21 protein-coding genes are annotated in these 25,514 nt (G+C 72.5%); 9 read left to right on the top strand and 12 right to left on the bottom strand.

The genetic code is table 11. The features are described from left to right. Positions 1 to 368: 368 nt before the first annotated feature. On the top strand, positions 369 to 1,256 hold the full coding sequence (locus tag EL245_RS09870; protein ID WP_126382980.1) for an endonuclease domain-containing protein: 888 nt from the start codon (positions 369 to 371) through the stop codon (positions 1,254 to 1,256). A gap of 410 nt (positions 1,257 to 1,666) precedes the next feature. Here EL245_RS09870 and EL245_RS09875 read toward each other — a convergent pair whose 3' ends face one another. From EL245_RS09875 to EL245_RS09890, 4 genes are all read right to left on the bottom strand, one after another. Then, positions 1,667 to 3,148 carry a DASS family sodium-coupled anion symporter gene (locus EL245_RS09875; RefSeq protein ID WP_126382981.1) on the bottom strand — a complete coding sequence of 494 codons (1,482 nt, stop codon included), beginning with the start codon at positions 3,146 to 3,148 and terminating at the stop codon, positions 1,667 to 1,669. After that, positions 3,145 to 3,810, bottom strand: coding sequence for a L(+)-tartrate dehydratase subunit beta (ttdB, locus tag EL245_RS09880; protein WP_126382982.1), 666 nt, complete (start codon positions 3,808 to 3,810; stop codon positions 3,145 to 3,147). Before ttdB ends, EL245_RS09875 begins: the two co-directional genes overlap by 4 nt. 83 nt (positions 3,811 to 3,893) lie before the next feature. Then, positions 3,894 to 4,850: a L(+)-tartrate dehydratase subunit alpha gene (ttdA, locus tag EL245_RS09885; protein WP_164719468.1), complete on the bottom strand. Its 957-nt coding sequence runs from the start codon at positions 4,848 to 4,850 to the stop codon at positions 3,894 to 3,896. 574 nt (positions 4,851 to 5,424) lie between these two features. Further along, positions 5,425 to 6,519, bottom strand: a complete 1,095-nt coding sequence (locus EL245_RS09890) for an AraC family transcriptional regulator (protein WP_126382984.1) — start codon at positions 6,517 to 6,519, stop codon at positions 5,425 to 5,427. A gap of 966 nt (positions 6,520 to 7,485) precedes the next feature. Between EL245_RS09890 and EL245_RS09895 the strand changes: the two genes are divergently transcribed. Next, on the top strand, positions 7,486 to 9,450 hold the full coding sequence (locus EL245_RS09895; RefSeq protein WP_126382985.1) for a ribonucleoside triphosphate reductase: 1,965 nt from the start codon (positions 7,486 to 7,488) through the stop codon (positions 9,448 to 9,450). Positions 9,451 to 10,027: 577 nt separating this feature from the next. Next, positions 10,028 to 10,729 carry an anaerobic ribonucleoside-triphosphate reductase activating protein gene (locus EL245_RS09900; protein ID WP_232009947.1) on the top strand — a complete coding sequence of 234 codons (702 nt, stop codon included), beginning with the start codon at positions 10,028 to 10,030 and terminating at the stop codon, positions 10,727 to 10,729. Between the two features lie 216 nt (positions 10,730 to 10,945). On the opposite strand, the gene EL245_RS09905 is transcribed toward EL245_RS09900, so the two are convergent. The 4 genes from EL245_RS09905 to EL245_RS09920 all read right to left on the bottom strand — a co-directional run bounded on the left by EL245_RS09905 (position 10,946) and on the right by EL245_RS09920 (position 15,496). Further along, entirely contained in the window at positions 10,946 to 11,929 is a 984-nt protein-coding gene (locus EL245_RS09905) for a cupin (RefSeq protein WP_126382986.1), read from the bottom strand. Continuing rightward, positions 11,926 to 12,636 carry an ABC transporter ATP-binding protein gene (locus tag EL245_RS09910; protein WP_126382987.1) on the bottom strand — a complete coding sequence of 237 codons (711 nt, stop codon included), beginning with the start codon at positions 12,634 to 12,636 and terminating at the stop codon, positions 11,926 to 11,928. The genes EL245_RS09905 and EL245_RS09910 overlap by 4 nt, the downstream gene beginning before the upstream one ends. Before the next feature lie 1,043 nt (positions 12,637 to 13,679). Beyond that, entirely contained in the window at positions 13,680 to 14,234 is a 555-nt protein-coding gene (locus EL245_RS13260; protein ID WP_164719469.1) for a CPBP family intramembrane glutamic endopeptidase, read from the bottom strand. A gap of 365 nt (positions 14,235 to 14,599) precedes the next feature. Next, positions 14,600 to 15,496 (bottom strand): ABC transporter, encoded by an 897-nt coding sequence (locus EL245_RS09920; RefSeq protein ID WP_126382989.1) that lies wholly within the window; start codon positions 15,494 to 15,496, stop codon positions 14,600 to 14,602. A gap of 132 nt (positions 15,497 to 15,628) precedes the next feature. Between EL245_RS09920 and EL245_RS09925 the strand changes: the two genes are divergently transcribed. The 4 genes from EL245_RS09925 to EL245_RS09940 all read left to right on the top strand — a co-directional run bounded on the left by EL245_RS09925 (position 15,629) and on the right by EL245_RS09940 (position 19,225). Next, positions 15,629 to 16,549, top strand: a complete 921-nt coding sequence (locus EL245_RS09925; RefSeq protein ID WP_161512801.1) for a sensor histidine kinase — start codon at positions 15,629 to 15,631, stop codon at positions 16,547 to 16,549. Then, positions 16,546 to 17,184, top strand: coding sequence for a response regulator (locus EL245_RS09930; RefSeq protein ID WP_126382991.1), 639 nt, complete (start codon positions 16,546 to 16,548; stop codon positions 17,182 to 17,184). Before EL245_RS09925 ends, EL245_RS09930 begins: the two co-directional genes overlap by 4 nt. Positions 17,185 to 17,408: 224 nt before the next feature. Further along, on the top strand, positions 17,409 to 18,344 hold the full coding sequence (locus tag EL245_RS09935; RefSeq protein ID WP_126382992.1) for a pseudouridine-5'-phosphate glycosidase: 936 nt from the start codon (positions 17,409 to 17,411) through the stop codon (positions 18,342 to 18,344). Beyond that, entirely contained in the window at positions 18,344 to 19,225 is an 882-nt protein-coding gene (locus EL245_RS09940) for a carbohydrate kinase family protein (protein WP_126382993.1), read from the top strand. Before EL245_RS09935 ends, EL245_RS09940 begins: the two co-directional genes overlap by 1 nt. A gap of 263 nt (positions 19,226 to 19,488) precedes the next feature. Here the strand turns inward: EL245_RS09940 and EL245_RS09945 are convergent, their stop codons facing one another. The 4 genes from EL245_RS09945 to EL245_RS09960 all read right to left on the bottom strand — a co-directional run bounded on the left by EL245_RS09945 (position 19,489) and on the right by EL245_RS09960 (position 23,224). Continuing rightward, a complete protein-coding gene (locus EL245_RS09945; RefSeq protein ID WP_197719405.1) occupies positions 19,489 to 20,592 on the bottom strand; it encodes a GtrA family protein in 1,104 nt (367 codons plus the stop codon). A gap of 1 nt (position 20,593) precedes the next feature. Then, the gene (locus tag EL245_RS09950) at positions 20,594 to 21,595 is read right to left on the bottom strand and encodes a phosphodiester glycosidase family protein (RefSeq protein WP_126382994.1); all 1,002 of its coding nucleotides are present in this window, start codon (positions 21,593 to 21,595) and stop codon (positions 20,594 to 20,596) included. Between the two features lie 218 nt (positions 21,596 to 21,813). Further along, complete coding sequence (locus tag EL245_RS09955; RefSeq protein ID WP_126382995.1) at positions 21,814 to 22,272, bottom strand: GNAT family N-acetyltransferase; 459 nt, start codon at positions 22,270 to 22,272, stop codon at positions 21,814 to 21,816. A gap of 154 nt (positions 22,273 to 22,426) precedes the next feature. Continuing rightward, the gene (locus EL245_RS09960) at positions 22,427 to 23,224 is read right to left on the bottom strand and encodes a transposase family protein (protein ID WP_126381755.1); all 798 of its coding nucleotides are present in this window, start codon (positions 23,222 to 23,224) and stop codon (positions 22,427 to 22,429) included. A 496-nt stretch (positions 23,225 to 23,720) separates the two neighbouring features. Between EL245_RS09960 and EL245_RS09965 the strand changes: the two genes are divergently transcribed. Further along, positions 23,721 to 24,158: a hypothetical protein gene (locus EL245_RS09965; protein WP_126382996.1), complete on the top strand. Its 438-nt coding sequence runs from the start codon at positions 23,721 to 23,723 to the stop codon at positions 24,156 to 24,158. 888 nt (positions 24,159 to 25,046) lie between these two features. Beyond that, positions 25,047 to 25,277, top strand: coding sequence for a hypothetical protein (locus EL245_RS09970; protein WP_126382997.1), 231 nt, complete (start codon positions 25,047 to 25,049; stop codon positions 25,275 to 25,277). Positions 25,278 to 25,514 lie beyond the last annotated feature (237 nt).

Consider the following 25,514-nt stretch of genomic DNA (forward strand, 5'->3'; position numbering starts at 1 on the left):
GGGATATGTCACCACCTCCCAGGTGTCTCAAGGCTACTCCAGATCCGCCCACCGCGGGGAGACATGACCGTCTTGGCCGACCGGTTCAGTGGTACGCCGGAGGACTCCTGAGCGCGGCGAGATGCGGATGCGTGGGGTCGGTGGCGCCGGCCCGCGCGGGGCTTCGGGCGGCCTCGACCGCTCCGGGGGCCAGGGGCGCGGGAGGCCGGTCCGCTTGGCCGCGGCCGAGCCGCCCGCCTGTCGGGGTCCCGGTCTCAAGGGCCGCTCGGTGGCCGACCTGTGTCCACAGGTGCGCTTCGTGCACCGCCTGTCCACAGGGTTCGACGGGGCTGCTTGCGGGCGCTCACGCCGGGAACTCCAATGGCCGTATGCATGACGACCTCCTCGACACCGTCCGAGGTTGCTATGGCGCAGTACGCCTGCGGGACCTCGGCCTGACACGGACCCAGCGCCGTCACGTCGCCGCGCTTATCGAGGCGGGGCATCTCGCCGCGGGCGAGCACGGGGTCGTCAGCCTTCCCGGAACCGACCGCGCCCTCGTCCTGGCCCGCGTCCACGGGGGACTCCTCACCTGCGGCAAGGCCATGGAGTACCACGGCCTTCCCGTTGTCGACCGGCACGACCACATCCATCTCGTCGTCCCGGACTCCGGGCGCTTCGCCGCCCTGGACGGCGAGGTGCTCCACGTCGACCGGCGCCTGCCCAGACCCTCGCCCACCTCCGAGCCGGTGGAGCCCCTGGCCGACGCCCTGGCGCGCTACCTGCGGTGCCACGCCAGCCCGGAGTCCCCGATCGTCGCGCTGGACGCTGCTCTTCACGCCGAGATCGTGACCCCCGAGCAGATTCGCGCCCTCCTGCACGGATACGGTTCTGCCCGCGCCCGCGCCCGGCTGGACCGGGCCAGCAGGGCTGCGCGCTCGCCGCTGGAGACCCTTGCGCGCCTCGACCTCGAGGACGCGGGCATGGGCTTCGAGGACGGTGTCGATATCGAGGGGGTCGGTGAGGTGGACCTGGTCGTCGGCGGCCGGATCGTCGTGGAGCTCGACGGCTATACCTACCACAGCGATGAGTACCAGTTCGGCCTCGACCGCTGGCGAGACCGCCAGCTCCTCGCCCGTGGCTACCTGCCCCTGCGCTTCACGCGCAGGGAGGTGTACGCACATCAGGTCGTCGCGGAGGTCCGCAGGGCCCTCGACCGCTGGAAGGTGTCCAGATCTGCCGCAAAATCTGTGGAGGAGTCTTTGTCGGTTGAGTAGATCCGCATGATTCCGCCGCTGTGATCGAGGTGGTTGTCAGGCTCCCGCGAGTTTGCGGCAGATCTGGACACCAGCCGCCTCGCGGGCGCCCGTGGTGGGGCTCTCGTGGCCCTCTGAGGACCGCATGCGCAGCCTCTGCGCCGACGACCCCGCACCCGGGCCTACCGGGGCGCTGACAGCCCCTACCGGGGCGCTGACAGACGCGGGCTCGGCGGGTGCGCGCATGAACATCCCAGCCCCGGTCCCGACCCTCCGGGGCCGCCCTCCGGGGCCGCCCCCCGGGCCCAGCCCCGGTCCCAACCCTCCGGGGCCGACCCCCGGGCCCGCCCCGCGTAGAGCCCCGGGGCCGACCCCCGGGGCCGACCCCCGGGGCCGAGCCCCAGCAGCGGGCACCCGCCCCGCCCCGCGGCTCACCACACCCCGATAACCCTCCACCACAGCGGCCCGATCGCCAACCAGATTGCCATGTGGACGAGCCCCAGCACGAGCCCGGTACCCCACCACGTCCTCAGCTCGACGTAGCCCGAGCCGAAGTACAGCGGCGCCGGACCGTTGCCGTAGTGGGTCAGGCAGCCCATGAGCGTGGGGATCGCCCCGAGGAGCACCGTCAGCGGCACCCCCGGCAGGCCGAGCGCCAGCCCCACCCCGAGGAACACGGCGAACATCGAGGCGGTGTGAGCCGTGCCCGAGGCGAACAGGTAGTGCGACAGCGCGTACACCCCGGTCAGCGCCGCGAAGGCGGCGAAGGACCCCAGGCCACCCATCGCCGAGCCGACGTTGTCCCCCAACCACCCGATGAAGCCCAGCTCGTTGAGGAAGGAGCCCATCATGACCAGCGCCGCGAACCAGGTCAGGGTGTCCCAGGCGGCGCGCTCGGACTTCATCTGCTCCCACGTCAGCGCCCCGGTCAGGAGCAGCGCCCCCAGCCCCAGGAGCGCGACCGTCGTGGCGCTCATGAGCGAGTCGCCCATCACCCACAGCCCGATCATGCCCACGAAGACGGCCAGGGTGGTCCACTCCTGGCGGGTCACGGGACCCAGGCGCGCCAGCTCGCGCGAGGCCATCGCCGAGGCGTCGGGGGTACGGCGCACCTCGGGCCGGTTGAGCGCGTAGACGACGAGCGGCACCGCCACCACCCCCACCATCCCGGGCACGACCGCCGCCGCCAGCCATCCGGGCCAGTCGACGCTGACCCCGGCGTCCTGGGCGAGCCGGGAGGACATCGCGTTGGGCGCCGCCCCGGTGAAGAAGATGACCGAGACGGCCAGGTTGAGGTTGTAGGTGCTCAGCGCCAGATAGGTGCCCAGGCGCCGGTGCGTGCCCGGGTCCTGCGGCGTGGACCCGAAGGCCGAGGACACCGACATCATGACCGGGTAGATGTAGCCGCTGCGCGCGGTGTTGGAGGGGATGGCTGGGGAGGTGACGAGGTCGGCCAGCCCCAGCCCGTAGGCGAGTCCCAGCGTCGAGCGCCCGAAGACCTTGACGAACAGGTAGGCCAGGCGCTCCCCGAGCCCCGAGCTGATGACCGCGCGCGCGGCGAAGAAGGCCGACACGATGAGCCAGATCGTCCCGTTGGAGAAGCCCGACAGGGCCGCCGAGACCTTGTCGCCCGAGTCCCCGTCGGGGGCGAGCACCCCGGTGGCGGCGCACACCGCCATGGCGATGATCGACAGCGCCCCCATCGGGGCGGCCTTGGCGATGATCCCGACGATGGTCGCCAGGAAGATGGCGAACAGGTGCCACGCCTCGGGTGCCAGGCCCGAGGGGGTCGGCACGAGCCACAGGCCCACGCCCACGACGAGCGCCAGGCCCAGGGCCCACGGCCGGGTCTCCCGACGGGCGACGGGCGCCTGCCTCGTGTCGGCGGAGGACGCGGTGTCGGCGGTGCTCACCGGATGTACCTGACCTTCTGCCGCAGGGTGGCCAGGGCCTCCGCCTTGCGCTCGTTGTAGATGACCTTCTGCTGCTCGAAGAGGTTGTTGCCCTGGGCGTCGATGGACACGATGAGCGGCCCGAACTGCCTGACGCGGAAGGTCCACAGGGTCTCGGGCATGCCCAGGTCGCGCCACTGGGCCCCCTCAACCCGCTCGACCTGCGTGGCCGCGACGACGGCGTTGCCGGCCGGGAAGACGCAGTGCAGCGCGCCGTGCTCGCGGCAGCCCGCCTGCGTGCCCGGGCCCATGCCGCCCTTGCCGACGATGAGGCGCACCCCGGTGCGGGCGATGAACTCCTCCTCGAACTTCTCCATGCGCATCGAGGTGGTGGGTCCTACCGAGACGACCTCGAAGCGGTCCTCGTCCAGGGCGCGGATGATCGGCCCGGCGTGCAGGATGGCTCCGTCGCGGATGTCGACAGGCAGCTGGCGGCCGTACTCGATGACCCGGCGGTGGGCGACGTCGCGGCAGGTCGTGATGTGCCCGTCGAGGAAGACGACGTCGCCCACCCGGATGTCCTCGACGTCCTGGCGGCTGATGGGGGTGGTCAGGGTGATGCGGTGGGAGCGCTCGGCCGAGGCGGTCTCGTGCTCATGGGCGGTGGCGGCGTCCTGGGCCACGGTGGTCTCCTCGCTCTGGTCGGTGGGTCGGGGTGGCCGGCTCGTGTCGGCGGGGCCGGTGGTTTGCAGGGGCGCCGCGGTGCTCACAGCCGGACCCCCTGGTGGGTGACGAGCTCGTACCCCAGGTCGCGGTCGAAGCGGATCGTGCCGCGCCGGTGCGACCAGCAGCCGGTGTTGACCGCCACCGACAGGACCGAGGGGTGCCGGGCGGCGTTCTCGATCGCCACGCCCATGGTCGAGCGGCTCCCCCCGAGCCCCTGGGGGCCCAGGCCGATGGAGTCGATGGCCTCGCGCAGGGCGGTCTCGAGCTCGGCGACCTTCGGGTGCGCCGAGTGGCTGCCCACCGGGCGCATGAGCGCCAGCTTGGACATGAAGGCGGCTGCGTCGATCGACGAGCCGATCCCCACCCCGACCAGCAGCGGCGGGCAGGCGTTGAGCCCGTAGGAGGTCATGACGTCGAGGACGAACTCCATCGCCGCCTCGTACCCCTCACCGGGCATGAGGGTGCGGCCCTGGCCCGGCAGCGTGCAGCCGCCTCCGGCCAGGTAGACGTGAAGGGTCAGCTCGTCGGAGCCCTCGACGACGTTCCAGTAGATCCACGGCGACTTCGAGCCCACGTTCGTGCCCGTGTTGACCTCGTCGAAGGTCTCCACCGTGTTGTGGCGCAGCGGGGCGAGCCGGGTGGCCTGGGCGACCGCCTCCTTGAGCGCCTCGGCAAGTCCCTCGGTGTGGGGGAAGCGGGAGCCGACGTTGACGAAGATCTGCACGAGCCCGGTGTCCTGGCACGAGGGCCGCTTGAGGTCCTCGGCTAGCAGCTGGTTGCGCTCCATGGTCTGGTAGATCATGGTCGCCATCGGGTTGGTCTCCTCCTCCGCCAGCTCCTTGAGCCGGGCGGTCACGTCGTCGGGCAGGCGCCGGGAGATGAGGGCGGTGAAGCGGGCGACGACGTCGGTCAGCTCGGCCAGTGAGCCGGCGCTCTGGCGGGCGCCGGCGACGGTGCCGGGCTGCGCGTCGTGCGTGTCGAGGTCTGCGGTGGTCACGGCGGTCCTCCTTGAGCGTGCTGTGATCGCTGTGCCTCCCAGCCTCCGTCGATAGCCGAGGTGGATCTATCCGATAGTCCGGCGGGAGCGGCAGCCCTGGTGCGTGGGTGGCCGCTGAGGACAGGGGCTGAAGGGACGCGCCGACCTGGAGGAGCGCCCGATCGGAGGGGCGGGGAGATCCGCGCCGTGCCGGGGCTGTCGGGCGCCCGGCGGCGCGGCGACGGGTCGACGGGGGCCCGCGTGACCTTGAGAATCACCCACTCGGGACAGTCGCCTGGTGCCCGGTGGCGGCGGCGGTCGGCGGCCCGGGCGCGTGGTCGGTCCGGCCTGCTGGCGAGGGGATCACCCGCCGGACGCGCAGGCTTGCCGGAGCGGGTGGCGAGCTGGCCCCCGTACTCGCGGGATCACCCCCGGACGCGCAGGCTTGCCGCGGGGCCGGTGGGCGTCCGGGTCCCGCTACCAGATCACCCGCCGGACGCGCCGGCTTGCCGCGGGGTGGGTGGCGAGCTGGCCCCCGTACTAGCGGGATCACCCGCCGGATGCGCCGGCTTGCCCGGTCGGCGCGCTTTCACGCTCAGCGCTCGGACCCGGTCATCTCCTCGAGGCGGGCGCTCAGCGCCCGGGCGAGCTCGACCGCCTCCTCCAGAGGCGTCGGGCGCGCCAGCAGCGCCGCCGTGGCGCAGGGCTCCTCCGCCCCGCCTGCGGCGTCCTGGGCTGCCCAGCCGCGCAGGACCCGCATGACCTCGTGGTCGCTCCGGGACACGTAGCGCTGATGGAACACAGAGTCGGCGGCGCGGGTGTCCTCGGTCAGCAGGCGCCTGTACGCCGAGGGCGTGCGGCCGAAGGTGCGACGGAAGGCGGTGTTGAAGGCCTTGACGTCGGGGAAGCCGTTGTCGAGGGCGATGGTGGCGATGCGGTTCGGGCTCTCGCCCAGCTCGCGGGTGGCGTGGCGCAGGCGCACCCGGGTCAGGTACTGCGAGAAGGTCATCCCGACCTGCTGGGGGAAGATCTGCGAGAGGTAGCCGGCGCTGAAGCCGACCTTGCGGGCCACGTGCTCCAGGGTGAGGCGCTCACGAAAGTGCTCGTCGACGTGAGCCACCGCCCGTTCCAGGGCGCGGTGTCCCTCCGTCTGGGTGGGGCCGGGCTGACCGGGCAGAAGGAAGTGGTCGAAGAGCGTCGAGACGACCGCGAGCAGCCCCGACTCCCAGGCCGCAGTCGCTCCCGGCCCGTGGCGGTCGCTCATGAGCATCATGCGAGCCATGAGGGCGCGCAGGCGGGTGAAGGCCGGCTCGCGGCGCGTCTGCTCCGTGGAGCGGCACCCGAATCGGGGCACGCTGCCGCTGCCGGTGAAGGAGGCGAGGTAGGCCGCCTCGACGTGGAGGAGCAGCACCGTGGAGCGGGGCTGAGTGGCCAGGGTGGCGTGACCGTCGTTGGAGTTGATCGCCACGACGTCCCCGGGGGAGAAGCGCTCGATCCTCCCGGCCACGCACAGCTCGATCTCGCCGGTGGTCACCGCGAGCAGCTCGAGGGCGGGGTGCCAGTTGTAGTGGTAGGAGCCGATGGCGTAGACGCGCTGGTGGGCCTCCAGGCCCCGCGCCGCAGCGCTGTGGTCGCGACGCAACTGTCCCTCGGCGCTGGTCTCGGTACTGATCTCGGCGCTGGCCCCCATCAACCCATCGTAGACGGGGCGTGCTCCTCGGGGGCCGACGGCTGCTGGCGGCGGCCGCCGCGGGATGCGTGAGCCGCCGCCGAGACCGTTCGTGTTGCCTCGTGCGCGCAGCCTGCGCGAGGGGTGGGGTGGTCCGGTCCGGGGGTCGCCGTGGCCCGGCCTGGGGAAGGGGTGGACGGTCGGGGCCCGGCCCGGGGGACGCCGTGGCCCGGCCAGGGGTCGGGGTAGCCCGGCCGGTGTGATGCGTCGAGGGGCCCGGTCCAGGGCCTGTGGTGTCCCTGTCAGGGGCCCTGAGTGTCCAAATCTGCCGCAAAAGCATGTCACTGGGTCCGGGCCGAGATGAGAAACCGCGGAATCATGCGGTTCGTGTGTGCCCTTCCTCGGCGAGGAAACCAGTTTGCCGCAGATTTGGACACACGTGCCCTCGCTGGCCCCATCATCACGTGTCGCCCCCGCGCCGCGGCGCCCCTGGTCGGGGCGATCGCGTCGCCGGTCGGACGGGGAGGGGGCGTGACGCGCGCCCGGCCGGTGTGACGCGTCGAGGGGCTCGGGTTCGAGGTGCTGAGGGGTCAGGGTGCGACGCGTCGAGAAGTCCCGGGTACGACGTCTCGAGGACGAGGTGCCGAGCGGTCCTGGGTGCGAGGTGGGCGCCGCCCGTGGCGGCCACCAGACGGGGCAGCCGTGGCTGCTCCGGGACACGCCGGTGATCCAGTCCCAACAGATCGGATGTGAGCCTCGTCACTCGGTCGCGCAACCCGCGAGATCGCGCCGAAAACTGATCCCTATGGTGTCGAGAAGTACTGCGACGACCACAAGATGTTGTGGTTCCTCGGAACATCAGCCCCCAGATGGTGTGTTACATGGGTGTCCTTTCGGAGTAGGGTCAGGCTCGGCACCGTCGCTCGCGCCGTGGCTCGGACGTCGGCGCCGCCCCTGACGACCACCCACGACCCACCGGAGACTGCCGTGTCCGACCGCACGCCTGACGCCGTAACCGCCGCGCCGACCGCCGCCCATCTTGCTGCTGCCCACCCTGAGCTCGTCGCCCGGGGCTCGGCCGACTCCGCTGTCGCCCACGGCTCGCGCCCCACGATCGACGCCGTCTCCACCATCACCGAGTACCTCGACCGCTCGGACTGGCGCGTCAACGCCAACGCCAACCAGGGCTACTCCCTGGGCGGGATGATGCTCAACACCTCGGGCAAGGTCGTGGCCAACTACTGGCTCAGCCAGGTCTACCCCCAGGCCGCCGGCGAGGCCCACCGCGCGGGGGACATCCACATCCACGACCTGGACATGTTCGCCGGCTACTGCGCCGGGTGGTCCCTCAAGAACCTCCTCCAGCAGGGCCTGGGCGGCGTCCCGGGCAAGATCTCCTCGGCTCCGCCCAAGCACTTCTCCTCAGCGGTCGGCCAGATCGTCAACTTCCTGGGGACGCTTCAGAACGAGTGGGCCGGCGCCCAGGCCTTCTCCTCCTTCGACACCTACATGGCCCCCTTCGTGCGCCTGGACTCGATGACCTACGAGCAGGTCCTCCAGTGCATGCAGGAGCTCATCTTCAACCTCAACGTCCCCTCGCGCTGGGGCACCCAGACGCCCTTCACCAACCTCACCTTCGACTGGACCTGCCCCGCCGACCTCGCCGACGAGCACCCGCTCATCGGCGACGAGCTGTGCGACTTCACCTACGGCGACCTCGAGGCAGAGATGGCCCTCATCAACCGGGCCTTCATGGAGGTCATGACCGAGGGAGACGCCGAGGGTCGGGTCTTCACCTTCCCGATCCCCACCTACAACATCACCAAGGACTTCGACTGGGACTCCGAGGGGGCTGACCGCCTGTTCGCCATGACCGCGAAGTACGGCCTGCCCTACTTTCAGAACTTCATCAACTCCGAGCTCGACCCCGGCATGATCCGCTCGATGTGCTGCCGCCTCCAGCTCGACCTGCGCGAGCTGCTCAAGCGCGGCAACGGCCTGTTCGGCTCTGCCGAGCAGACCGGGTCGGTCGGCGTGGTCACCGTCAACATGGCTCGCCTGGGCTACCTCCACCCCGGCGACGAGGCCGGTCTTCTCGAGGCCCTCGACCGGCTCCTCGAGCTGGGCATGACCACCCTCGAGCTCAAGCGCGCCGTCATCCAGCACCACATCGACGCCGGGCTGTTCCCCTTCACCAAGCGCTGGCTGGGCACCCTGGAGAACCACTTCTCCACCCTGGGCGTCAACGGCATGAACGAGATGGTCCGCAACTTCACCCACGACGACTACGACCTGACCGACCCGCGCGGCCACGACCTGTGCGCCCGCGTCCTGGACCACGTGCGCGACACGATGGTGCGCTTCCAGGAGGAGACCGGGCACCTCTACAACCTGGAGGCCACCCCCGCCGAGGGCACCACGTACCGCTTCGCCAAGGAGGACCGCAAGCGCTTCCCCGGCATCCTCCAGGCCGGCACCGACACCAACCCGTACTACACGAACTCCTCCCAGCTGCCCGTGGGCTACACCGACGACCCCTTCGAGGCCCAGGAGATGCAGGAGGAGCTCCAGACCAAGTACACCGGCGGCACGGTCCTCCACCTCTACATGAACGAGCGCGTCTCCTCTGCCCGGGCCTGCAAGGAGCTCGTGCGCCGCTCGCTCACGGCCTTCCGCACCCCCTACATCACGATCACCCCGACCTTCTCCGTCTGCCCGACCCACGGATACCTGCCCGGGGAGCACACGACCTGCGAGAAGTGCGCGGCGCTGCACCCCGAGGCCGACCCCGTCGCCTGCGAGGTGTGGACCCGAGTCATGGGCTACTTCCGCCCGGTGGAGTCCTTCAACATCGGCAAGAAGGGCGAGTACGCCGAGCGCACGATGTTCACCGAGGACGCCGCACGCTCCCACGGCGACGCCGTCTCACGCCTCGCCCCCGCGCGGGCGTGACACCCGAGCCATGATCCGCGAGGTCGGTCGGGCGAGCGGGAGGGACGGGAAGGTCCGGCGGGCGGCGCCGGGAGGCCAGGAGACCGGGCGGGCGGCGCCGGGAGGCCAGGAGACCGGGCGGGCCGTGCCGGGAGGCCAGGAGACCGGGTGGGCGGTGCTGGGTGGCCGGGAGGCCGGGTGGGCGGTGCTGGGTGGCCGGGAGGCCGGGCGGGCGGTGCTGGGTGGCCGGGAGGCCGGCCGGGCGGTGCTGGGTGGCCGGGAGGCCGGCCGGGCGGTGCTGGGTGGCCGGGAGGCCGGCCGGGCGGTGCCGGGAGGCGAGGAGGCCGGGCGGGCCGTGCCGGGAGGCCAGGAGACCGGCCGGGCCGCGCCGGGAGGCGCGCCGGCCGCGCGGGTGCCCGGAGCCCGCGCGCCAAGCGCGCCTGACCGCGACCACGAGCCCGAGATCGAGGCCCCCGGGCTCGATGCCCACCGGCTTGAGGCCCCCGGGGCTCGCGCGCCTGAGCCCGTCAGGCCTGCGCCCCGAGGTCCCGCGCCGGCCGCGCCGTCCCCCGGCGACCGCCCGGCCGAGGACCTCGTCATCGCCGGGCTCGTCCCCCTGTCGACGGTCGACTGGCCGGGGCGGCTCGTCGCCACCGTCTTTTGCCAGGGGTGCCCCTGGAACTGCTTCTACTGCCACAACCGCGCCCTCATCCCCACGCGGGTGCCCGGCCTCGTCGACTGGTGGGAGGTGCGCGACCTGCTGGCGCGCCGCCGGGGTCTGCTCGACGGCGTCGTGTTCACCGGCGGGGAGGCGCTGCGCCAGGACGCCCTCGCCGATGCCGCCGCCGAGGTCAGGGCGGAGGGCTTCGCCGTCGGGGTGCACACTGCCGGCTGCTTCCCGGGAAGGCTGCGCGACCTCGTGGCGCGCGGGCTGCTCGACTGGGTGGGCCTCGACCTCAAGGCGCTGCCCGAGCACTATGAGGCGGTCGTCGGAGCCCCCGGCGGCGCCAAGGCGTGGCAGGCCCTGGACGTCCTCGTCGACGCGCGCGCCCGGGGCGGGCCGGCCTTCGAGGTGCGCACGACGGTCGTTCCCGGTGACGTGACGGCGGCCGACGCGCTCGAGGTCGCCCGCCGTGCGCACGCCGCGGGAGCGCGATCCTTCGCCCTCCAGCAGGCGCGCGCCACGGGCACGAGCGGGACCTTCGCCGTGACCGTTCCCGGGTGGGACGCCGAGTGCGAGCGCCTCGCCGAGGCCATCGAGGCCCTGGGCTGGGAGGAGTTCACCTACCGGGCCGCCTGATGCGTCGGGTCGGCGGAGGGCCCGGGCGGGCTCCGGTGGTCGGGCTTGACCAGTCAGAGGAGGATCATCGCCAGGCTCCTCAGGCGCCGCCCCGGTGGCCGGACCCGACCGCGACCGCCGAGAAGCTCTGCCGCGCCCCGGCCCCGCGCGTCCACGGCTCAGGCCGCGAGATCGGGACACATGGCGCCTCGAGATGGGCGGGCCCGCGCGCACGGCTCAGGCATCGGTGCGGACCACACGCAGACCCCCTGCCGTCATGGCCGCCGCCGTCCATGCCAGCACGACCGCGCCGTCGGCCCACGACGCCTCGCGCACCCAGGCCCGGGCGGCCGGACCCGGCAGCCAGGTCGCGGCGTCGCCCAGAAGGTCCGCCGCCACGGGGGCCACGACGACCAGCACGAGGACGACGGTGGCCGCACCGAGCGTCTGGCGCAGCGCCGCCCCCGCGCCCCCGGCCATGACTGCGGCGGCCACGAGCCACACGGCTGTGCGCCCGGCCGCCGCCACCGACTCGCGGGTCGTCGCCTCGGGGCAGGTGACCAGCCCGGTCGCGACGAGAAGCGCCGCCGCCGCAGTCGCGAGCAGAACGAGCACGGTCAGGCGCGCCGCCCAGACCGCCCCTCTCCTGGGCACCACGAGCAGGGTGGTCCGCCCCACGGTGCTCGTGTGCTCGCCCGTGGTGAGCAGGAGCCCTGCGACGAGGAATCCGATCTGGACGAGGGTGGTCCAGGTCCAGGCCACCGCGTCGAAACCGTAGCCGGCGGCCTGGACGGCCGCGGTCGGGTCCTGCTGCGCCTGGTTCGAGGCGGCCGGCTCCGAACCGGAGCTGTGCAGCACGACGAGCATGAGCGCCGAGGCCGCCGCGGTGAGGGCGGCCGTCCAGCGCAGAGCCGGCAGGTCGGCGGCCTTGAGCGCCTCGGCGCGCACGGCCCACGGAAGCGGATGACGCAGGATCATGCGTCTCGCCTCATCCACGCCACGGCCGTCACGACGGCGCACGCCACCGCCCAGGCGCACGGGCCCCTCGCTCAGGGCCCGTCCGGTGCGGACGGGAGGGGGCTCAGGGGTCCGGGAGCCGGCGTCGCCGGTTGCGTGGGTGTCGCATGCGTCACGGACACCGCCGATCTCGCTGGTCCCGCTGGGGCCGGAGGCCCCTGAGGAGGCCGGCGCGCTGGTGCCCGCGGTGCGCGCCGCGTTCATGACGCCCGTCCCGCAGGTGCTGTGAGTGAGAAGAACGCCTCCTCGAGGTCGGCGTGTCCCCGGGCGACCTCCGTCAGTGTTCCCGCGGCGCGGATCCGCCCCTCGGCGATGACGACGACGTCATCGGCCACCTCGGCCAGCTCAGCCAGCACGTGGCTCGAGACGAGCACGGTTCCGCCTGCGCGGGCTCGGCTCCGCATGAGGTCGCGCATCCACCGGATGCCGCCGGGGTCGAGGCCGTTGACGGGCTCGTCAAGGACGAGGACCTCCGGGTCGCCCAGGAGGGCGGCGGCCAGCCCCAGGCGCTGGCCCATGCCCAGGGAGTAGGTGCGCACGCGCCGCCCGGCCGCCTCGGTCAGGCCGACGAGCTCGAGGACCTCATCGACCCGGCGCCGCGGCAGACCCGTCCCAGCAGCCACCCATCGCAGGTGGCCGCGTCCGGTGGACGAGGGGTGGGCGCCGGCTCCGTCGAGGACCGCCCCGACTGTGCGCAGCGGGTGGCGCAGCTCGCGGTAGGGACGTCCGTCGAACAGGGCGGATCCGGAGTCGATCCGGTCCAGGCCGAGCAGGCAGCGCAGGGTGGAGGACTTGCCGGCGCCGTTGGGGCCCACGAAGCCGGTGACTCGGCCGGCCAGGGCCTTGAGGCTGATGTCGTGGAGCACCGTGCGGGACCCGTGGCGCTTTGTCATGTTCTCGATGGTGATCATGCTCGGGAGTCTGCGGGGTGGCTGCGAGCCGTGCATCGGCGCCGCGGGTGACAGGGGTCGTGGGGCTCGGACCTGCGTCCGTCGGACCCTGGTCCGAGGCACCGCTCGGGGACGGGGCTCCGCTGGGGTTGTCCGCACGGGAGGGGGGCTCCGCTGGGGTTGTCCGCACGGGAGGGGGGCTCCGCTGGGGTTGTCCGCACGGGAGGGGGGCTCCGCTGGGAGGCGGGTCGGGTCGGTGCGCTCAGATCGTCGGGATGGGGGGCGTTCTCCTCGCAGTGCGCGGCTCCGTCCTCGGTCGCGGCCGGTCGCCGGCGGGCTGAGAGGGCGGTGGGGCCTATGCGCGGACTCAGGTCGGTAGCCCCACAAAGTAGTTGACACAAGAACTACCTCGTCGATTGGAGTCGCCTCCCGCAGTTCCGCCCTTGAATGATCGTTTTGTACCAGTCTGGTCATGCTTTGATGTGCACCGAGGGGCACGATGCACATCATTGCCAGGTGGGGGCGCTGTGGGCGTCGTCGCCCAGGAGCCCGATTCGCGGAATCTCAACGATTCGAACGCGAGGGTCCTGCCGGGCGCTGGTGTGTGATGTGCATCACGAGCGCTTGGGGTGCCTGAACCTGCGCCTGCCAGCACCTGGCGGTGCTGAGCGGGGGCGTGTGGTCTCCGGTCTCGGAGGCGCGGCGGTCAGCGAGGCGGGGGATGAGGGCCTTCCAGTCGTGTGGTCTCCGGTCTCGGAGGCGCGGCCCTGGCGGTCGGTTGCAAGGCGCGTCGGGCAGGCGGGTGGGCTGCCCCTCGGCCCGCCCGCCTACCCGCCGGTCCGGGCGCCGGTCTCTGTCTGCGGCTGCCGGGGCTGGCATCTGCCGTGAGGTCCTGGCTGCGGCCCGCCCGCCTCGACCGCCCGCCGGTCCGGGCGCCCGCCTGCCGGCCCGCCCTCCTACCCTCCACGCCCGCCCGCCGGTCCGGGCGCCCGCCTGCCGGCCCGCCCTCCTACCCTCCACGCCCGCCCGCCGGTCCGGGCGCACGGCTCCGTCCGCGCTCGCCCTCAGATCATCGGGAGGACGGCGCTCAGGTTGTTGAGGACGTGAAGTGTCGCGGGGAAGACGAGGTTGCGGCGCGTGCGCAGGAAGACGACACCGAGGGCCAGCCCGAAGCAGGCGTGAGGGATCACGCCGATCCACTCCGAGGCATGGAGGGAGCTCATGTGCAGCGTGCCGAACAAGACGCTTGAGACGAGGAGGCCCACCCAGGGGCGGGAGAACCGCGCGACGCCCGTGAGCAGGAGCTGACGGAAGAACAGCTCCTCGACGATCGGCCCCGCGACCGCGAGCACGGCCACGATCACCCAGGGCGGGTAGCGGTCGACGACCGCCATGACGTTGGAGTCGTTGACCAGTCCGGCTCGCCCACCCGGCACGACCTCCGACAGCCACTGCGCGGCCAGACCGCCAGCGGTCTCGACCACGATGATCAGAAGGAAACCGAGACCCAGCGTCGCCAGGGCCCGGCGCTTGCGGGCCACGACCTGCCGGAAGCGGTCCACCAGCTCGGTGCGCCAGCCGAGCACGCCCAGGACGAAGAGCACGACGTAGGCCGTCATGGTCAGTCCGTGACGCTGCCCCTCGGGTACCCAGAGCGTGGGCAGCTTGAGCAGGAAGACGCAGACGTAGCCGGCGACGAAGGCTGCCCGGAGAACGACGTCGTGACCTCGGGGTCGGTGCGCCGGGGCCCCGGCCCCCGGGGGTCCGTCCCCTGGGCTCCCGTCCCCTGGGCTCCCGTCTCCCGGGGTCCAGTCTCCCGGGAGCCCGTCCCTCGAAGACCCGACGCGCCGGGAGCCGGTCCGGCCGTCGTCGGCCCCTGCTCCCCGCCCCCTGCTGCCCTCGGCCTCGCGAGGGGGCCGGACGCCGGCCAGGAGACTGGGCTCCGAGGCCCCGGGGTCCTGCACCCGCCGGCTTGCCCCGGCGCTCATGCGTCCCTCCTCGTCCACGGGACCGCCACGAGGACGAGTGCAACCAGGCCCCAGGCGGCCAGCACCGCCCACGTCCTGCCGGTCGACAGCATGGGGGCGTCGTAGTCGGTCATGGTCAGCCCGAAGGCCGCGGAGTCAGGCAGGTAGGCGGCCAGGTCGGTGACCCTGGACAGCAGGAGCCCGGGGGAGACCAGGGAGCTGGTCGTCAGCCCCCACGCCAGGGGCACGAGCGCGCCACGGGTCAGCGAGGCCAGGGCCATGGCCCCCAGAGCGTTGAGCGCCCACCACGCGGAGAGCCCAGCCACGCGCCCCCAGGGCACGGGCCAGAACGACGGCGACCACTCGCCCAGGGCCCTGGCAGTCACCGTGAAGGTGAGCGTGCAGGCCAGCGCGGCCAGCACCGCCGTCGCCCCCAGGACGACGAGCACCTTGGCGGTCATCGTCACCCCTCGTCGGGGCTCGACGAGCAGGGCCGTGCTCACACGCCGGGCCGATCCGAGGCTCTGGGCGGTGGGGGTGTACTCCCCGGCCACGCTGACCGCGCCGATGACCACGACGCCCACGACCCCGAAGATCGCGTCCATGAACCCCATGTCGGGGAGCAGCTCGTACAGGTAGGAGTCGGGGTCGGCGGCCAGCTGGGCGGCCATGCCCCGGGTGTTCAACAGCTCGAGGGCCACGGGCAGGGTCACGGCCAGGGCCGCCCCGCCCCAGGCACCGGGGGTCCCGGCGAGCTTGAGCGCCTCGGCGTGCAGCGCCCGGAGGACGGCGGGACGCCGGGAGGCCAGGGCGGGAGCGCCGCGGCTGGAGCGGGCCCGCGTGCGGATCGAGCGGGCCCGCGTGCGGCGGGTGGGCGTGGGCGCCTCACCGGCGACGATGGGGTCGTTGTTCATGGGACAAGGCTCGAGCGGTGCTTCGGGGTCCGCATCGGCGTCGCAGACGACCGTGTGCCGCGCGCATCGGACCCAGGGCTCTCGAACCCTGGTCCGATGAGGGCTCCCGGCCCCGTCCGTAGACTGCTGGGCGTGCCCGCTGCTGCCCGCTCCCGCGCCCGCGCCCGCGCCCGTTGGACGGCGACGGTCCTCGGCCTGGCCATCCTCCTCCTGGTCGGGATCTCACCGGGGCCGGTGCCGGCTGCGTGGGTCCACGTGCCGGCGTGGGTACTCCTCGTCGTCCTCGTGTCGGCCCTCATCTGGTTGCGTCGACGCGACCGGATCGCCTACGAGGCGGCCCTGACCGAGCAGGCTGCCCGTGCGGCGGTGGCCGAGGACCGCCTGGCGATCGCCCGCGACCTGCACGACCTCGTCTCCGGCGGCCTCGGGGCGATCACCGTCCGCGCCGCCGTCGCCCAGCGCCTGGACAGTGACGAGGCCGGCCTGCGCACCGCCCTGGCCGAGGTCGAGGAGACCTCCCGCGCCGCCACCGCGGAGCTGCGCTCGATGCTCGCGGTTCTGCGAGGCCAGGACCCTGCGCCCGAGCCTGTGCTTGGTGCGCCGCCGCTGGCCGAGGCCGTGGCCAGTGCCGCGGCCGGCGCCCGCGACCTGGGCCTCGAGGTCCGCACGAGGGTCGATCCCGGTGCCGCGGACGCCGCCGCCGGCGCGCTCGCCCTCGCGGTGGTCCGTGAGGGGCTGGCCAACGTCGCCCGCCACGCCGGGCCGGTGGGGGTCGACGTCGTCGTGCAGGCCGACGGCGAGGCGCTGCAGGTCGAGGTGCTCGACGACGGTCCCGCCCCCGGCTGGGTCCCTCAACCCGGGACGGGGACCGGGCTGGCGGCGCTGGACGAGCGGCTCCGGGCCGCGGGGGCCCGACTGCGCGCAGGCCCGTGCGGGGAGGGCGGCGGCCTCGAGGGCCTCGCGGGGGCTCCGGGGGCCGGGGCTGACGGCGCCCGCGCCCGGGGCTACCGGCTGAGCGCACGGATCCCCCTGGAGTCGGGGGCTGCGCGATGAGCGGGCCGGTGCGGGTGATCGTGGCCGAGGACCAGGCGCTGCTGCGCGCCTCCCTGGCGGCTCTGCTCGACGCCGAGCCCGACCTGGAGGTCGTCGGCCAGGCAGCCGACGGCGCCGAGGCCGTGAGGCTGGCCATGCGGCTTCGCCCCGACGTCGTCCTGTCCGACATCCGCATGCCGGTGACCGACGGCATCGAGGCGACCAGGCTCATCCGCGCCGCCCTGCCGGACACGCGCGTGCTCGTGCTCACCATGTTCGAGGTCGACGAGTACGTGCTGGGAGCCCTGCGCGCCGGGGCCGCAGGCTTCCTGCTCAAGGACGCCGATCCCCAGGCTGTCGTCGACGCGGTGCGCACCGTGCACGCCGGCCAGTCGCTGCTCAGCCCTCAGGTGCTCGCCCGGATCATCAGCCCGGTGCCCCAGGGGCGCCATGGCGGTGGGATCGAGGGGCTCACCCCGCGCCAGACCGATGTGCTGCGGCTGATCGCCAGGGGGCGATCCAACGCCGAGATCGAGGTCGAGCTGGGGATCACCCGAGCGACCTGCCGCACCCACATCACCGCGCTGCTCGCACGGCTGGGGGCGCGCGACCGCGCCCAGCTCGTCATCGCCGCCTATGAGGCTGGGCTGGTCTGAGTGCCTGCGGAGGCGTGGGTCGTCGCTGAGGTGCCAGATGTCCCGATCTCGGGATGTCATTTCCCCCGATCTCGGGGTGTCACTTCCCCCGATCTCGGGGTGTCATAAGTCCCGATCTCGCGGGGTGGGGCGGGCTCGTCTATGTTGGGCGCCGACAGAACCGGCACCACCCCCGCCGGACCTGGCACCACCCCGAGCACTGCCGAGCACGAAGGAGCACCACCATGGTCACCCAGCCCATCCGCGTCAGCGACGAGGTCCTCTCCGCGCTGGAGGATGGCCGCCCGGTCGTGGCCCTGGAATCGACGATCTTCACCCACGGCCTGCCCCGCCCCCGCAACCTCGAGGTCGCCCTTGAGGGGGAGGCCATCGCCCGCGAGAACGGCGCCGTGCCCGCCACGATCGGCGTCTTCCACGGTCAGGCGGTCGTCGGCCTGAGCCCGGATGAGATCGAGGAGCTCGCCGGCTCCGACGGGCTGCTCAAGGCGTCGATCCGCGAGCTGGCCTACGCCCGCGTGCACGGCCTGAGCGCCGGGACGACGATCGCCGCCACCGCCTACCTCGCCAACCGGGTGGGCATCGACGTCTTCGCCACCGGCGGCCTGGGCGGCGTCCACCACGGCGCCTCGACCACCTTCGACGAGTCCGCCGACCTCGTGGCCCTGGCCAAGACCTCCTTCATCCTCGTGTCCTCGGGCGCCAAGGCGATCCTCGACATCGGGGCGACCCTCGAGCGCTTCGAGACCCTGAGCGTGCCGGTCGTGGGCTACCGGACGAACAGCTACCCCGGCTTCTACGTGGCCGACTCGGGCTACACCGTCAACCAGCGCGTCGACACCCCCGAGCAGGCCGCCGAGCTCCTGGTCACCCAGCGCGCCCTGGGGATCGAGGCGGGCATCAACCTGGCCAACCCGGTCCCCGTCGACGAGCAGCTCGACACCGAGGGCTTCGACGCCATCCTGGAGCGCGCGTGGGCCGACGCCGAGCGCGACGGCATCTCGGGCCAGGCCACGACCCCCTACCTCCTCGACTACATCCGCGTGGCCACCGAGGGGCGCAGCCTCGACGCCAACGTCGCCCTGTACCGCAACAACGTGCGCCTCGCCTCGGCCGTCGCCGGCGCCCTGGCGGCCCGGTCCGCCTCCGGGGAAGCGCGGTGATGCTGGCCGTCATCGGGGACATCGTCCAGGACGTCGTCGTCTGGCAGCTCGAGGAGGTCAGGCCGGCCACCGACACCCGCTCGCAGATCCACATCCGGCGCGGGGGCTCGGCGGCCAACGTCGCCGCGTTCGCCGGCCCGCGCACCCCGACGCGCTTCATCGGCTGCGTCGGGGACGACCTGGCCGGGCTCGTCCTGACCCGGGACCTGGAGGGCCGCGGCGTCGAGGTGCGCAACCAGGTCCGCGGGACCACCGGGACCATCGTCGTGCTCATCGACCTGCAGGGGGAGCGCACGATGTTCCCCTCCCGCGGAGCCTCCGGCATGCTCGAGCCGCTCGACCCCGACCTGCTGGCCGACGTCGACCTGCTGCACCTGACGGCCTACTCCCTGCTGACCGACTCGGCCCACCGCGCGGTGCTCGACGCCGCCCGGCGGGTGCACGCCCACGGCGGGAGGGTGAGCCTCGACGTCTCCAGCGTGGGCCTTGTCGAGGAGCTGGGGGCTGAGGTCGTGACCGCCGCGGTCGAGGACCTCGGCCCGGAGATCATCTCCGCCAACCGGGACGAGGCGCTCGTCCTGGGCCTGGCCGACGGCGACGAGCCCGGTCCGCTGCTCGCCCGGCTGCCCGGAACCACCCTCCTGGCCCGCAACGGGGCCCAGGCCACCCGGGTCTTTGCCGGCGGGCGCCTGGCCGCCACGGTGCCCGTCGAGCCGGTCGAGGCCGTCGCTGACCTCACTGGGGCGGGGGACGCCTTCAACGCGGGCTTCCTCGCCTCCCTGCAGGGCGGGGGCGGTGACCTCGTCGCGCACGTCGAGGCGGGTCACGCCCTGGCCCGCAGGGTGCTGACCGTCCCGGGCGCCACCGAGCCCGAGGACTGAGACCCAGGACTGAGCCTGACGACTGAGACCCAGGACTGAGCCCGAGGACTGAGCCCGAGGACCGGGCCGGGCCGGGCGGGTGTCCTGCCGTGCTGGGCGGGCCGCCGGCCCGCGCCGTCCGCGCTGCCCGCGCCGGCCCGCGCCGTCCGCGCCGTCTGCGCTGCCCTCCCGGCCCGCGCCGTCCGCCCGGCACGCGGAAGGGGCGGACGGCCCGAGAGCCGTCCGCCCCTCCCGCAGGCGCCCGCCGGGCGGGCTCAGGCCCGCTAGCGGAAGACGACCCGCCGCTGGGCGAGGTAGCTGGCCACGTAGATCGACCCGTCGCCGATGATCTTGGCGACGCCCAGCGGGACCCCCAGGCCCGTGAGCGTCCACAGCGCGACGTAGCTGGCGGCCAGCAGCGTGAGGGCCAGGGTGACGTAGCGCAGGGCCGTGCGGCCCACGGTCCCCGGGGCGGCGTGGAAGACCCGTCGGTTGAGGAAGAAGTTGCACGTGCCGCTGGTCAGGCGCGCTCCCACGACGCTGGCCAGGAGGTTGCCGGTGAGCGCGAAGAGCACCATGACCGCCAGCCAGTCGATCGCGAAGCTCGCCAGGCTCGCCCCGACGAAGCGCAGCAGCGGAGCGTAGATGCGCGCCGAGTCGACCAGGGGGCGGAAGTGCGAGGAGGTGTTGCCGAGCTCGTAGATCGTCTCGATCTCGACCTCCTCGACGCCCAGGCCGAGCTCGTGGGCGCGCAGAAGCGTGCTCAGCTCGTACTCGTAGCGGTTGCCCGGAACCGTGAGGAGCCAGTCGAGGCATCCGGCCGGGTAGCCGCGCAGACCGGTCTGGGTGTCGCGCAGCCTCCAACCCGTGGCGCCGCGGAACAGCAGCGCGGTCACGTCGTTTCCGATCCGGCTGCGCAGGGGCACCTGTCCGGTGAACATGCGCACCCCCAGCGTCATGCGTCCGGTGGACCGGACCCGGGCGGCGACGGCCGCGATGTCAGCCGGCGTGTGCTGGCCGTCGGCGTCGGCGCACACGACGTCGGCCTGGGGCCAGGACCCGGCGGCGCGGGCGGCGGCGAAGACCTCCTCGAAGGCCGCCCCTGAGCCGTCGTCGACGACGAGGACCTGGCAGCCGGGCAGGCGGCGCCCGAGGTCGGCCACGAGCCGGGCCAGGCGCATGTCCGGCCGGTAGGCGGGTACGAGCACGACGAGCTCGACCGGTGGCGCGGGGATCTCGACCGCCCGGATCGCCCCGGTCATGCGGCGCGCGGTGCGCCGCGGGGAGGGGCCGGAGGCCAGCGGTCGGCTGTGGCGCGTCATGCCCTCGCCCAGGATGCGGCGACGCGTCGGGAAGGAACCGGTACCGGGTCGGGTCGAGACGGACATGTCAGGCTCCGTTGGCGATGTAGAGGATGTCGGAGGTGTCGCGCTCGCCGCCGTTGGAAGGCTGGTTGATGATCGAGCCGTTGAAGTACATGGCCGAGGAGCCGCCGCCGTCGAGGTTGTAGGCAGCCTGGCAGCCCAGGTCCTTCATGATCTGAGCGAGCTCGGTCATCGTGACCCCGCGGGAGTACCCCTCCTCGCGGCCGTCGACGACGACGAACATGTAGTGGTTGGTGTCGATGACGCCCACCGCGGTGCGGGGCTGCTCGCCCTGGATGGAGTGGTTGCCGACGTTGGTGTCAACCTCGACGTCGTCGATGCCCGAGAGGATCTCGCCTCCCTGAAGGAGGGCCGGGCCGAAGGAGCAGGTGTTCCAGGCGCCGGCGTCCAGGAGGGTCTGGGCGTCGGTGGTCGTCTCGTCGTAGACCTCGACGCGGCCGTCGGTGTAGAAGACGATGCCGTCGCGAACCCCGGAGTCGCGGTAGATGACGCCGTTGCGGATGAGGATGCCGTCGGTGCGGAAGCCGTAGTAGTCGCCGTTGATGGCGAAGACGGCGTCGTGCTCGGAGGCGATCTCGGAGGGCTTGGCGGTGATGTTCGTGCCGTACTCGTTGTTGGCGAAGGCCGAGCGGACCGTCGTCGCGTCGCTCACGGTGATGTCGGCGGTGAAGTAGGTGATCGTGTCCGAGCCCGACCCGGTGGAGACCTGCTCGATCGTGATCGTCGTGTTCGACGAGGAGTAGGAGGTGTCGGTGACCTCGATGTCGGTGGCCGCCGCCGCGGTGGCCTGGGCGGTGGACTGCACCGAGGAGTTCGCGGCCTCGTAGGCGGCCACGTCGGAGATCTCCGTGTGGTCGATGACGAATCGGTTGAGCGCCCACGCGCTCGTGCCGGTGGCGGTCAGGCCCAGGACGGCCGCGCCTCCCAGGAGGATGTTGCGGCGGGTGTGCTTCTTCTTGGCGGGTCGCTCGGTCGCGTCAGGAGCGGCCTCGTGCTTGCTGGTCATGGTGCAACCGTGGCGGGCCCGTGTGTGGCGGCGATAGGGCCTGCATATGCACTTCCTGTGAACCCGGGGAAGAGTCTGGCGGCCCGAGACGAGTACGGGGCTGGAGGCGCGAGGTCCCGCGCGACATGCCCGCCCGCCCACCACCACCTCGCCGGCCACCCTCTCGACACCGCCACCCTGCACTCACCGACCGCCCACCACCACCGACCCCCGTGGGATCAACCATCGAGGGGCCTGCGCATCGAGCGGTAGGCCGCTGGGGCGAATCCCAGGGAGGCGTAGAGGGACGCTCCCTGGTCCGAGGCCTGGAGGTCGGCGCGGTCGGCGCGGTCGGCGGCCCACTCGAGCAGCGCCTCCAGGCAACGCCGGGCGTAACCGCGACCACGGGCGTGGCGCCGCGTGACGACGGTGAAGATGACGGCGCTGGTCCCACTCGGGCACGACGGTGCTGGAGCGCCGTGCTCCAGGCGGGCCATCGCGCAGGACACCACGTCGCCGTCGACCTCGACGACGACGATCCGATGCTCCGCACTGGCCAGCGCCGCCTCGACCCAGGCCGCGGTCGCCTCACGGAGGTGCTCGGTGCTCGTGCCGTCCATGTCGGCGAACATGAGCGCTCGCAGCCCGACAAGGGCGTCGACGTCCTGCGGGCACGCGGGTCTGAGTCGAGCCTCCATGGCAGGAGCCTACGGGTCTGCGCCGCTCCGCTCTCCCATCTCGCCCGCCCTGACGCCACGATCGGGACCTGCTGCACATGACCGTGCACTATGTCCCGATCTCGGGGTGTCATATGTCCCGATCTCGCGGGAGGGGTGGATCAGTGAGCCTTTCTCACCGGGGTTGTTTGTTGAGGCTGATGATGACGAGGGCTGTGGCGGTGATGTGGGTGATGGTGTGCGGGTCGAGGGTGACGTGTTGGAGGGCCTTGAAGTGCTTGAGCATGGCATTGGCCCTCTCGGCAGGCGAGCGCAGACTGGCGTGCAGATGGTTGTAGGTGGCGTCGTCGGGGCAGGGTCTGGCGCCCTTGACGGGTGTGAGCACGCCGATGCCGGCGCCGATGTAGCCCTTGTCGGCCAGGGTGGGCATGCCCTGGGAGGCGGCCTTGTACAGGGCGGGCAGCGCGTGGGCGCGCGCAGCGGTCAGGTCGTGGGTCGAGCCCGGCTCGACCGGCGAGACCCACACCGGGAATCCGGTGTGGTCGGTGATGACCTGGACGTTGCCCCCGAAGGCCTTGTGCTTGCCCGAGTACCACGAGTGGTTGCCCCGTTCGGTGCGGGCTGCGACCCTGTCGGTGCGGATCAGGGTGCCATCCAGGCACACGAAAGGCTCACCCTTGTGGCGCAGCTGGGTGATGACCTCGATCAGGTCAGGGGCCTGGGAGGAGATGACCTGGAGGGCCTCATGCAGGTACCTGTAGGCGGTGGCGATCGAGATGCCGGCGTCTCGGGCCAGGGTGCGCATGCTGGTGGCCTCGTTGAGCCAGCGCAGCACCATCACAGCCTGCACCCAGGGCGTCGCCGCCCTCTGATGAGGCCGAATGTCGTGCCAGCGGCGGTGAGCCGCCAGCCAGGCCGACACGGTTCGGGCGGTAGCGGATGGCACGTCAAGGGTGGCACGATAGGACAGCATGCGGGGACCTCGCATTCAGGGGTGCTTCTTTGGTCAGAACCCATCCTGGATGCGCTCCCCGCGTGCACCCCCACACGACACGCACCCTCCCCCAGCATCCCAACGATCAGGCCGGGTGCACGCCCCACCCCGGTGAGAAAACCTCAGTGATCCTCGTGTGAGACGGTGTCGGGTGCCGAGCCGGTGTCGCTCTCATAGGTGTCAGGGGCTAGTCTCGGCTGGTTGCCGTACGTGAGGAGGGGAGGACGAGATGTCCGAGCAGGGGCAGCACGAGGACGAGCAGTCCTATGGGCAGCCGTGTCCCCACCACCCGCCGTCAGGAGCTCAAGGTGGCTATCCGTACCTGACGCAGAAGCCAGCTGACGCCATACCCTGCCCCCAGCCGAGTGCTGGGGCCCCGGGGTACCTGCAGCGGGAGTCGGGTACGCCCGGCTATTCGCATCCGCCTGGCTATCCGCAGCCTGGCGCTGGAGCACCCGGCTACGCGGGTCCCGGCATGCCGCCCGGCGACGTCGTCCCTCAGGCACCGGCAGGCGGCTCCGTGCCGTGGTTCCTCGGTCTGCTCGTGCTCACGCTGGTGCCGATCCTGAGCACCGTCGTCGCCTCGGTGGCCATGATCGTCGCCGGGCTGTCCCACCGTAAGGTCCCTGGGCTGAGGCGCTATAACGGAGCCAAGGCTGCGGACTGGGGCCTGACCTACCTGCTGGCCACGGTGCTCCTGTGCGGTGGCCACGTCGTCCTCCTGGGCCTCTTCGCGAACGAGGATCCGGTCGAGTCGTTCTTCCCCCTGGGCATCCCGATCACGACATGGGCGCTCGTCACGGTGTTCCACCTCGTGTACTGCGTCTACGCCGGTGTGCGAGCAGAGAAGCGACGCCCGATCGGTTTCTCCGGCATCCCCTTCTTCTCCCGCGGGCTGAGCGCGGGCCCCTGACCGGCACCGGCGGGGTCGCCGTTGGTCCCGATCTCGGGGTGTCATTAGTCCCGATCTCGAGGTGTCATTAGTCCCGATCTCGCGGGAGGGGCGGCTCGGTCACCCTCGTGCGAGCCGGCGATGCGCCGGTGCGGCCAGCGCCGGGTCGCGTTCCGGCCAGCGCCTCGTGGCGTTCCGGCCGGCGCCGGGTCGCGTTCCGGCCGGCGCCGTTTCTCGTTCCGGCCCCTCGTGGCGGTGCCCCGGATGAGGCTCGTCCGGTCCTGTGGGTCCACGAGGGGAGGCAGAGGTGTCCGAGCACGGACAGCACGAGGGTGAGCAGCCTCCCAGGCGGCCGTACCCCGACTACCCGCCGTCCCCGTCGCCGGACAGCCTTCAGCGTCGCTCTCCGTACCCGGCGCAGGGCCAGGGGGACGCGAGATACCCGGCGCAGGGCCAGGGGGACGCGAGTCCCCACCCCCAGCCGGGCGCCGCGGTACCCGACCCCCCGCTGTGGGGTCCGCCTGGTCGCCCCGGGCCGGGTGCTGGCGTGCTCGGTGATCCGCAGCCGCCCGCCTGCCCACGACCGGGTCCCCAGCCGCCCAGCACCTCCGGCCCCGGCGTGGCGCCTCAGGGGCAGCGTCCCCCTCGCCCCCCGTCACCAGGGTTCGTGGACCTGCACCGTGCTGGCCGCCCGGACCCGGCTCCTGGCCCCCCGTCACCAGGGATCGTGCCGTGGCTGCTCGGCCTGTTCGGCCTGCTCGCGTTGTTGCCTGCCCCGGAGCTGGTCTCGGTGCTCGCGTCGGTGCCCGCGTCGGTGGCCATGATCGTCGCGGGCCTGGTCAACCGCTCGCGCGGTACAACGGACTTAAGGCCGCGGACTGGGGGCTGACCTACCTGCTGGCGACGATCGTGCTGTACAGCTTCGCGGCCAGCATGGAGCAGGGTGTCGATCCGTTCGGGGCCGTCCCCGACTTCTCCTTCATCGTCTATCTCTTCTATATCGCGCTCGTGCTGATGGCGCTCATGTCGGTGTTCCACGTGGCGTACTGCATCTACGCCGGGGTGTGTGCGCAAAGCGGACGCCGGGTCGGGTTCTCAGGCATCCCCTTCTTCTCGCGCGGGCTGGGCGCGGTGGCCTGACAGGCTCTCAGCGGGGGTGAGCGCGCCGCCCCTGCGTTCCTCAGGGGAGTCGGCATCCCGTGTGCCGGCGACGGGCCCTGCGCGTCGAGCGGCTGGCCGCTGGGGCGCTTGCCGGAAGGTGATTGGCGGCCGCGTGACGCGAAAGTGTCACCGTGGACCACGATCGGCCGTTCAGGCGGCCGCACTGGTCGATGGGAACCGCGAAATCGCGCCGATTCTCCGGTCAATGGCGGGGGT

It is taken from the genome of Actinomyces howellii, assembly GCF_900637165.1.
Taxonomy (GTDB): Bacteria; Actinomycetota; Actinomycetes; order Actinomycetales; family Actinomycetaceae; genus Actinomyces; species Actinomyces howellii.

Coding starts and splice junctions, on each gene's coding strand:
- EL245_RS09870 (WP_126382980.1), top strand. CDS start 369: ATGCATGACGACCTCCTCGACACCGTCCGAGGTTGCTATGGCGCAGTA.
- EL245_RS09890 (WP_126382984.1), bottom strand. CDS start 6,519: ATGGGGGCCAGCGCCGAGATCAGTACCGAGACCAGCGCCGAGGGACAG.
- EL245_RS09905 (WP_126382986.1), bottom strand. CDS start 11,929: ATGAACGCGGCGCGCACCGCGGGCACCAGCGCGCCGGCCTCCTCAGGG.
- EL245_RS09910 (WP_126382987.1), bottom strand. CDS start 12,636: ATGATCACCATCGAGAACATGACAAAGCGCCACGGGTCCCGCACGGTG.
- EL245_RS13260 (WP_164719469.1), bottom strand. CDS start 14,234: ATGACGGCCTACGTCGTGCTCTTCGTCCTGGGCGTGCTCGGCTGGCGC.
- EL245_RS09920 (WP_126382989.1), bottom strand. CDS start 15,496: ATGAACAACGACCCCATCGTCGCCGGTGAGGCGCCCACGCCCACCCGC.
- EL245_RS09930 (WP_126382991.1), top strand. CDS start 16,546: ATGAGCGGGCCGGTGCGGGTGATCGTGGCCGAGGACCAGGCGCTGCTG.
- EL245_RS09935 (WP_126382992.1), top strand. CDS start 17,409: ATGGTCACCCAGCCCATCCGCGTCAGCGACGAGGTCCTCTCCGCGCTG.
- EL245_RS09940 (WP_126382993.1), top strand. CDS start 18,344: ATGCTGGCCGTCATCGGGGACATCGTCCAGGACGTCGTCGTCTGGCAG.
- EL245_RS09945 (WP_197719405.1), bottom strand. CDS start 20,592: ATGTCCGTCTCGACCCGACCCGGTACCGGTTCCTTCCCGACGCGTCGC.
- EL245_RS09950 (WP_126382994.1), bottom strand. CDS start 21,595: ATGACCAGCAAGCACGAGGCCGCTCCTGACGCGACCGAGCGACCCGCC.
- EL245_RS09955 (WP_126382995.1), bottom strand. CDS start 22,272: ATGGAGGCTCGACTCAGACCCGCGTGCCCGCAGGACGTCGACGCCCTT.
- EL245_RS09960 (WP_126381755.1), bottom strand. CDS start 23,224: ATGCTGTCCTATCGTGCCACCCTTGACGTGCCATCCGCTACCGCCCGA.
- EL245_RS09965 (WP_126382996.1), top strand. CDS start 23,721: ATGCCGCCCGGCGACGTCGTCCCTCAGGCACCGGCAGGCGGCTCCGTG.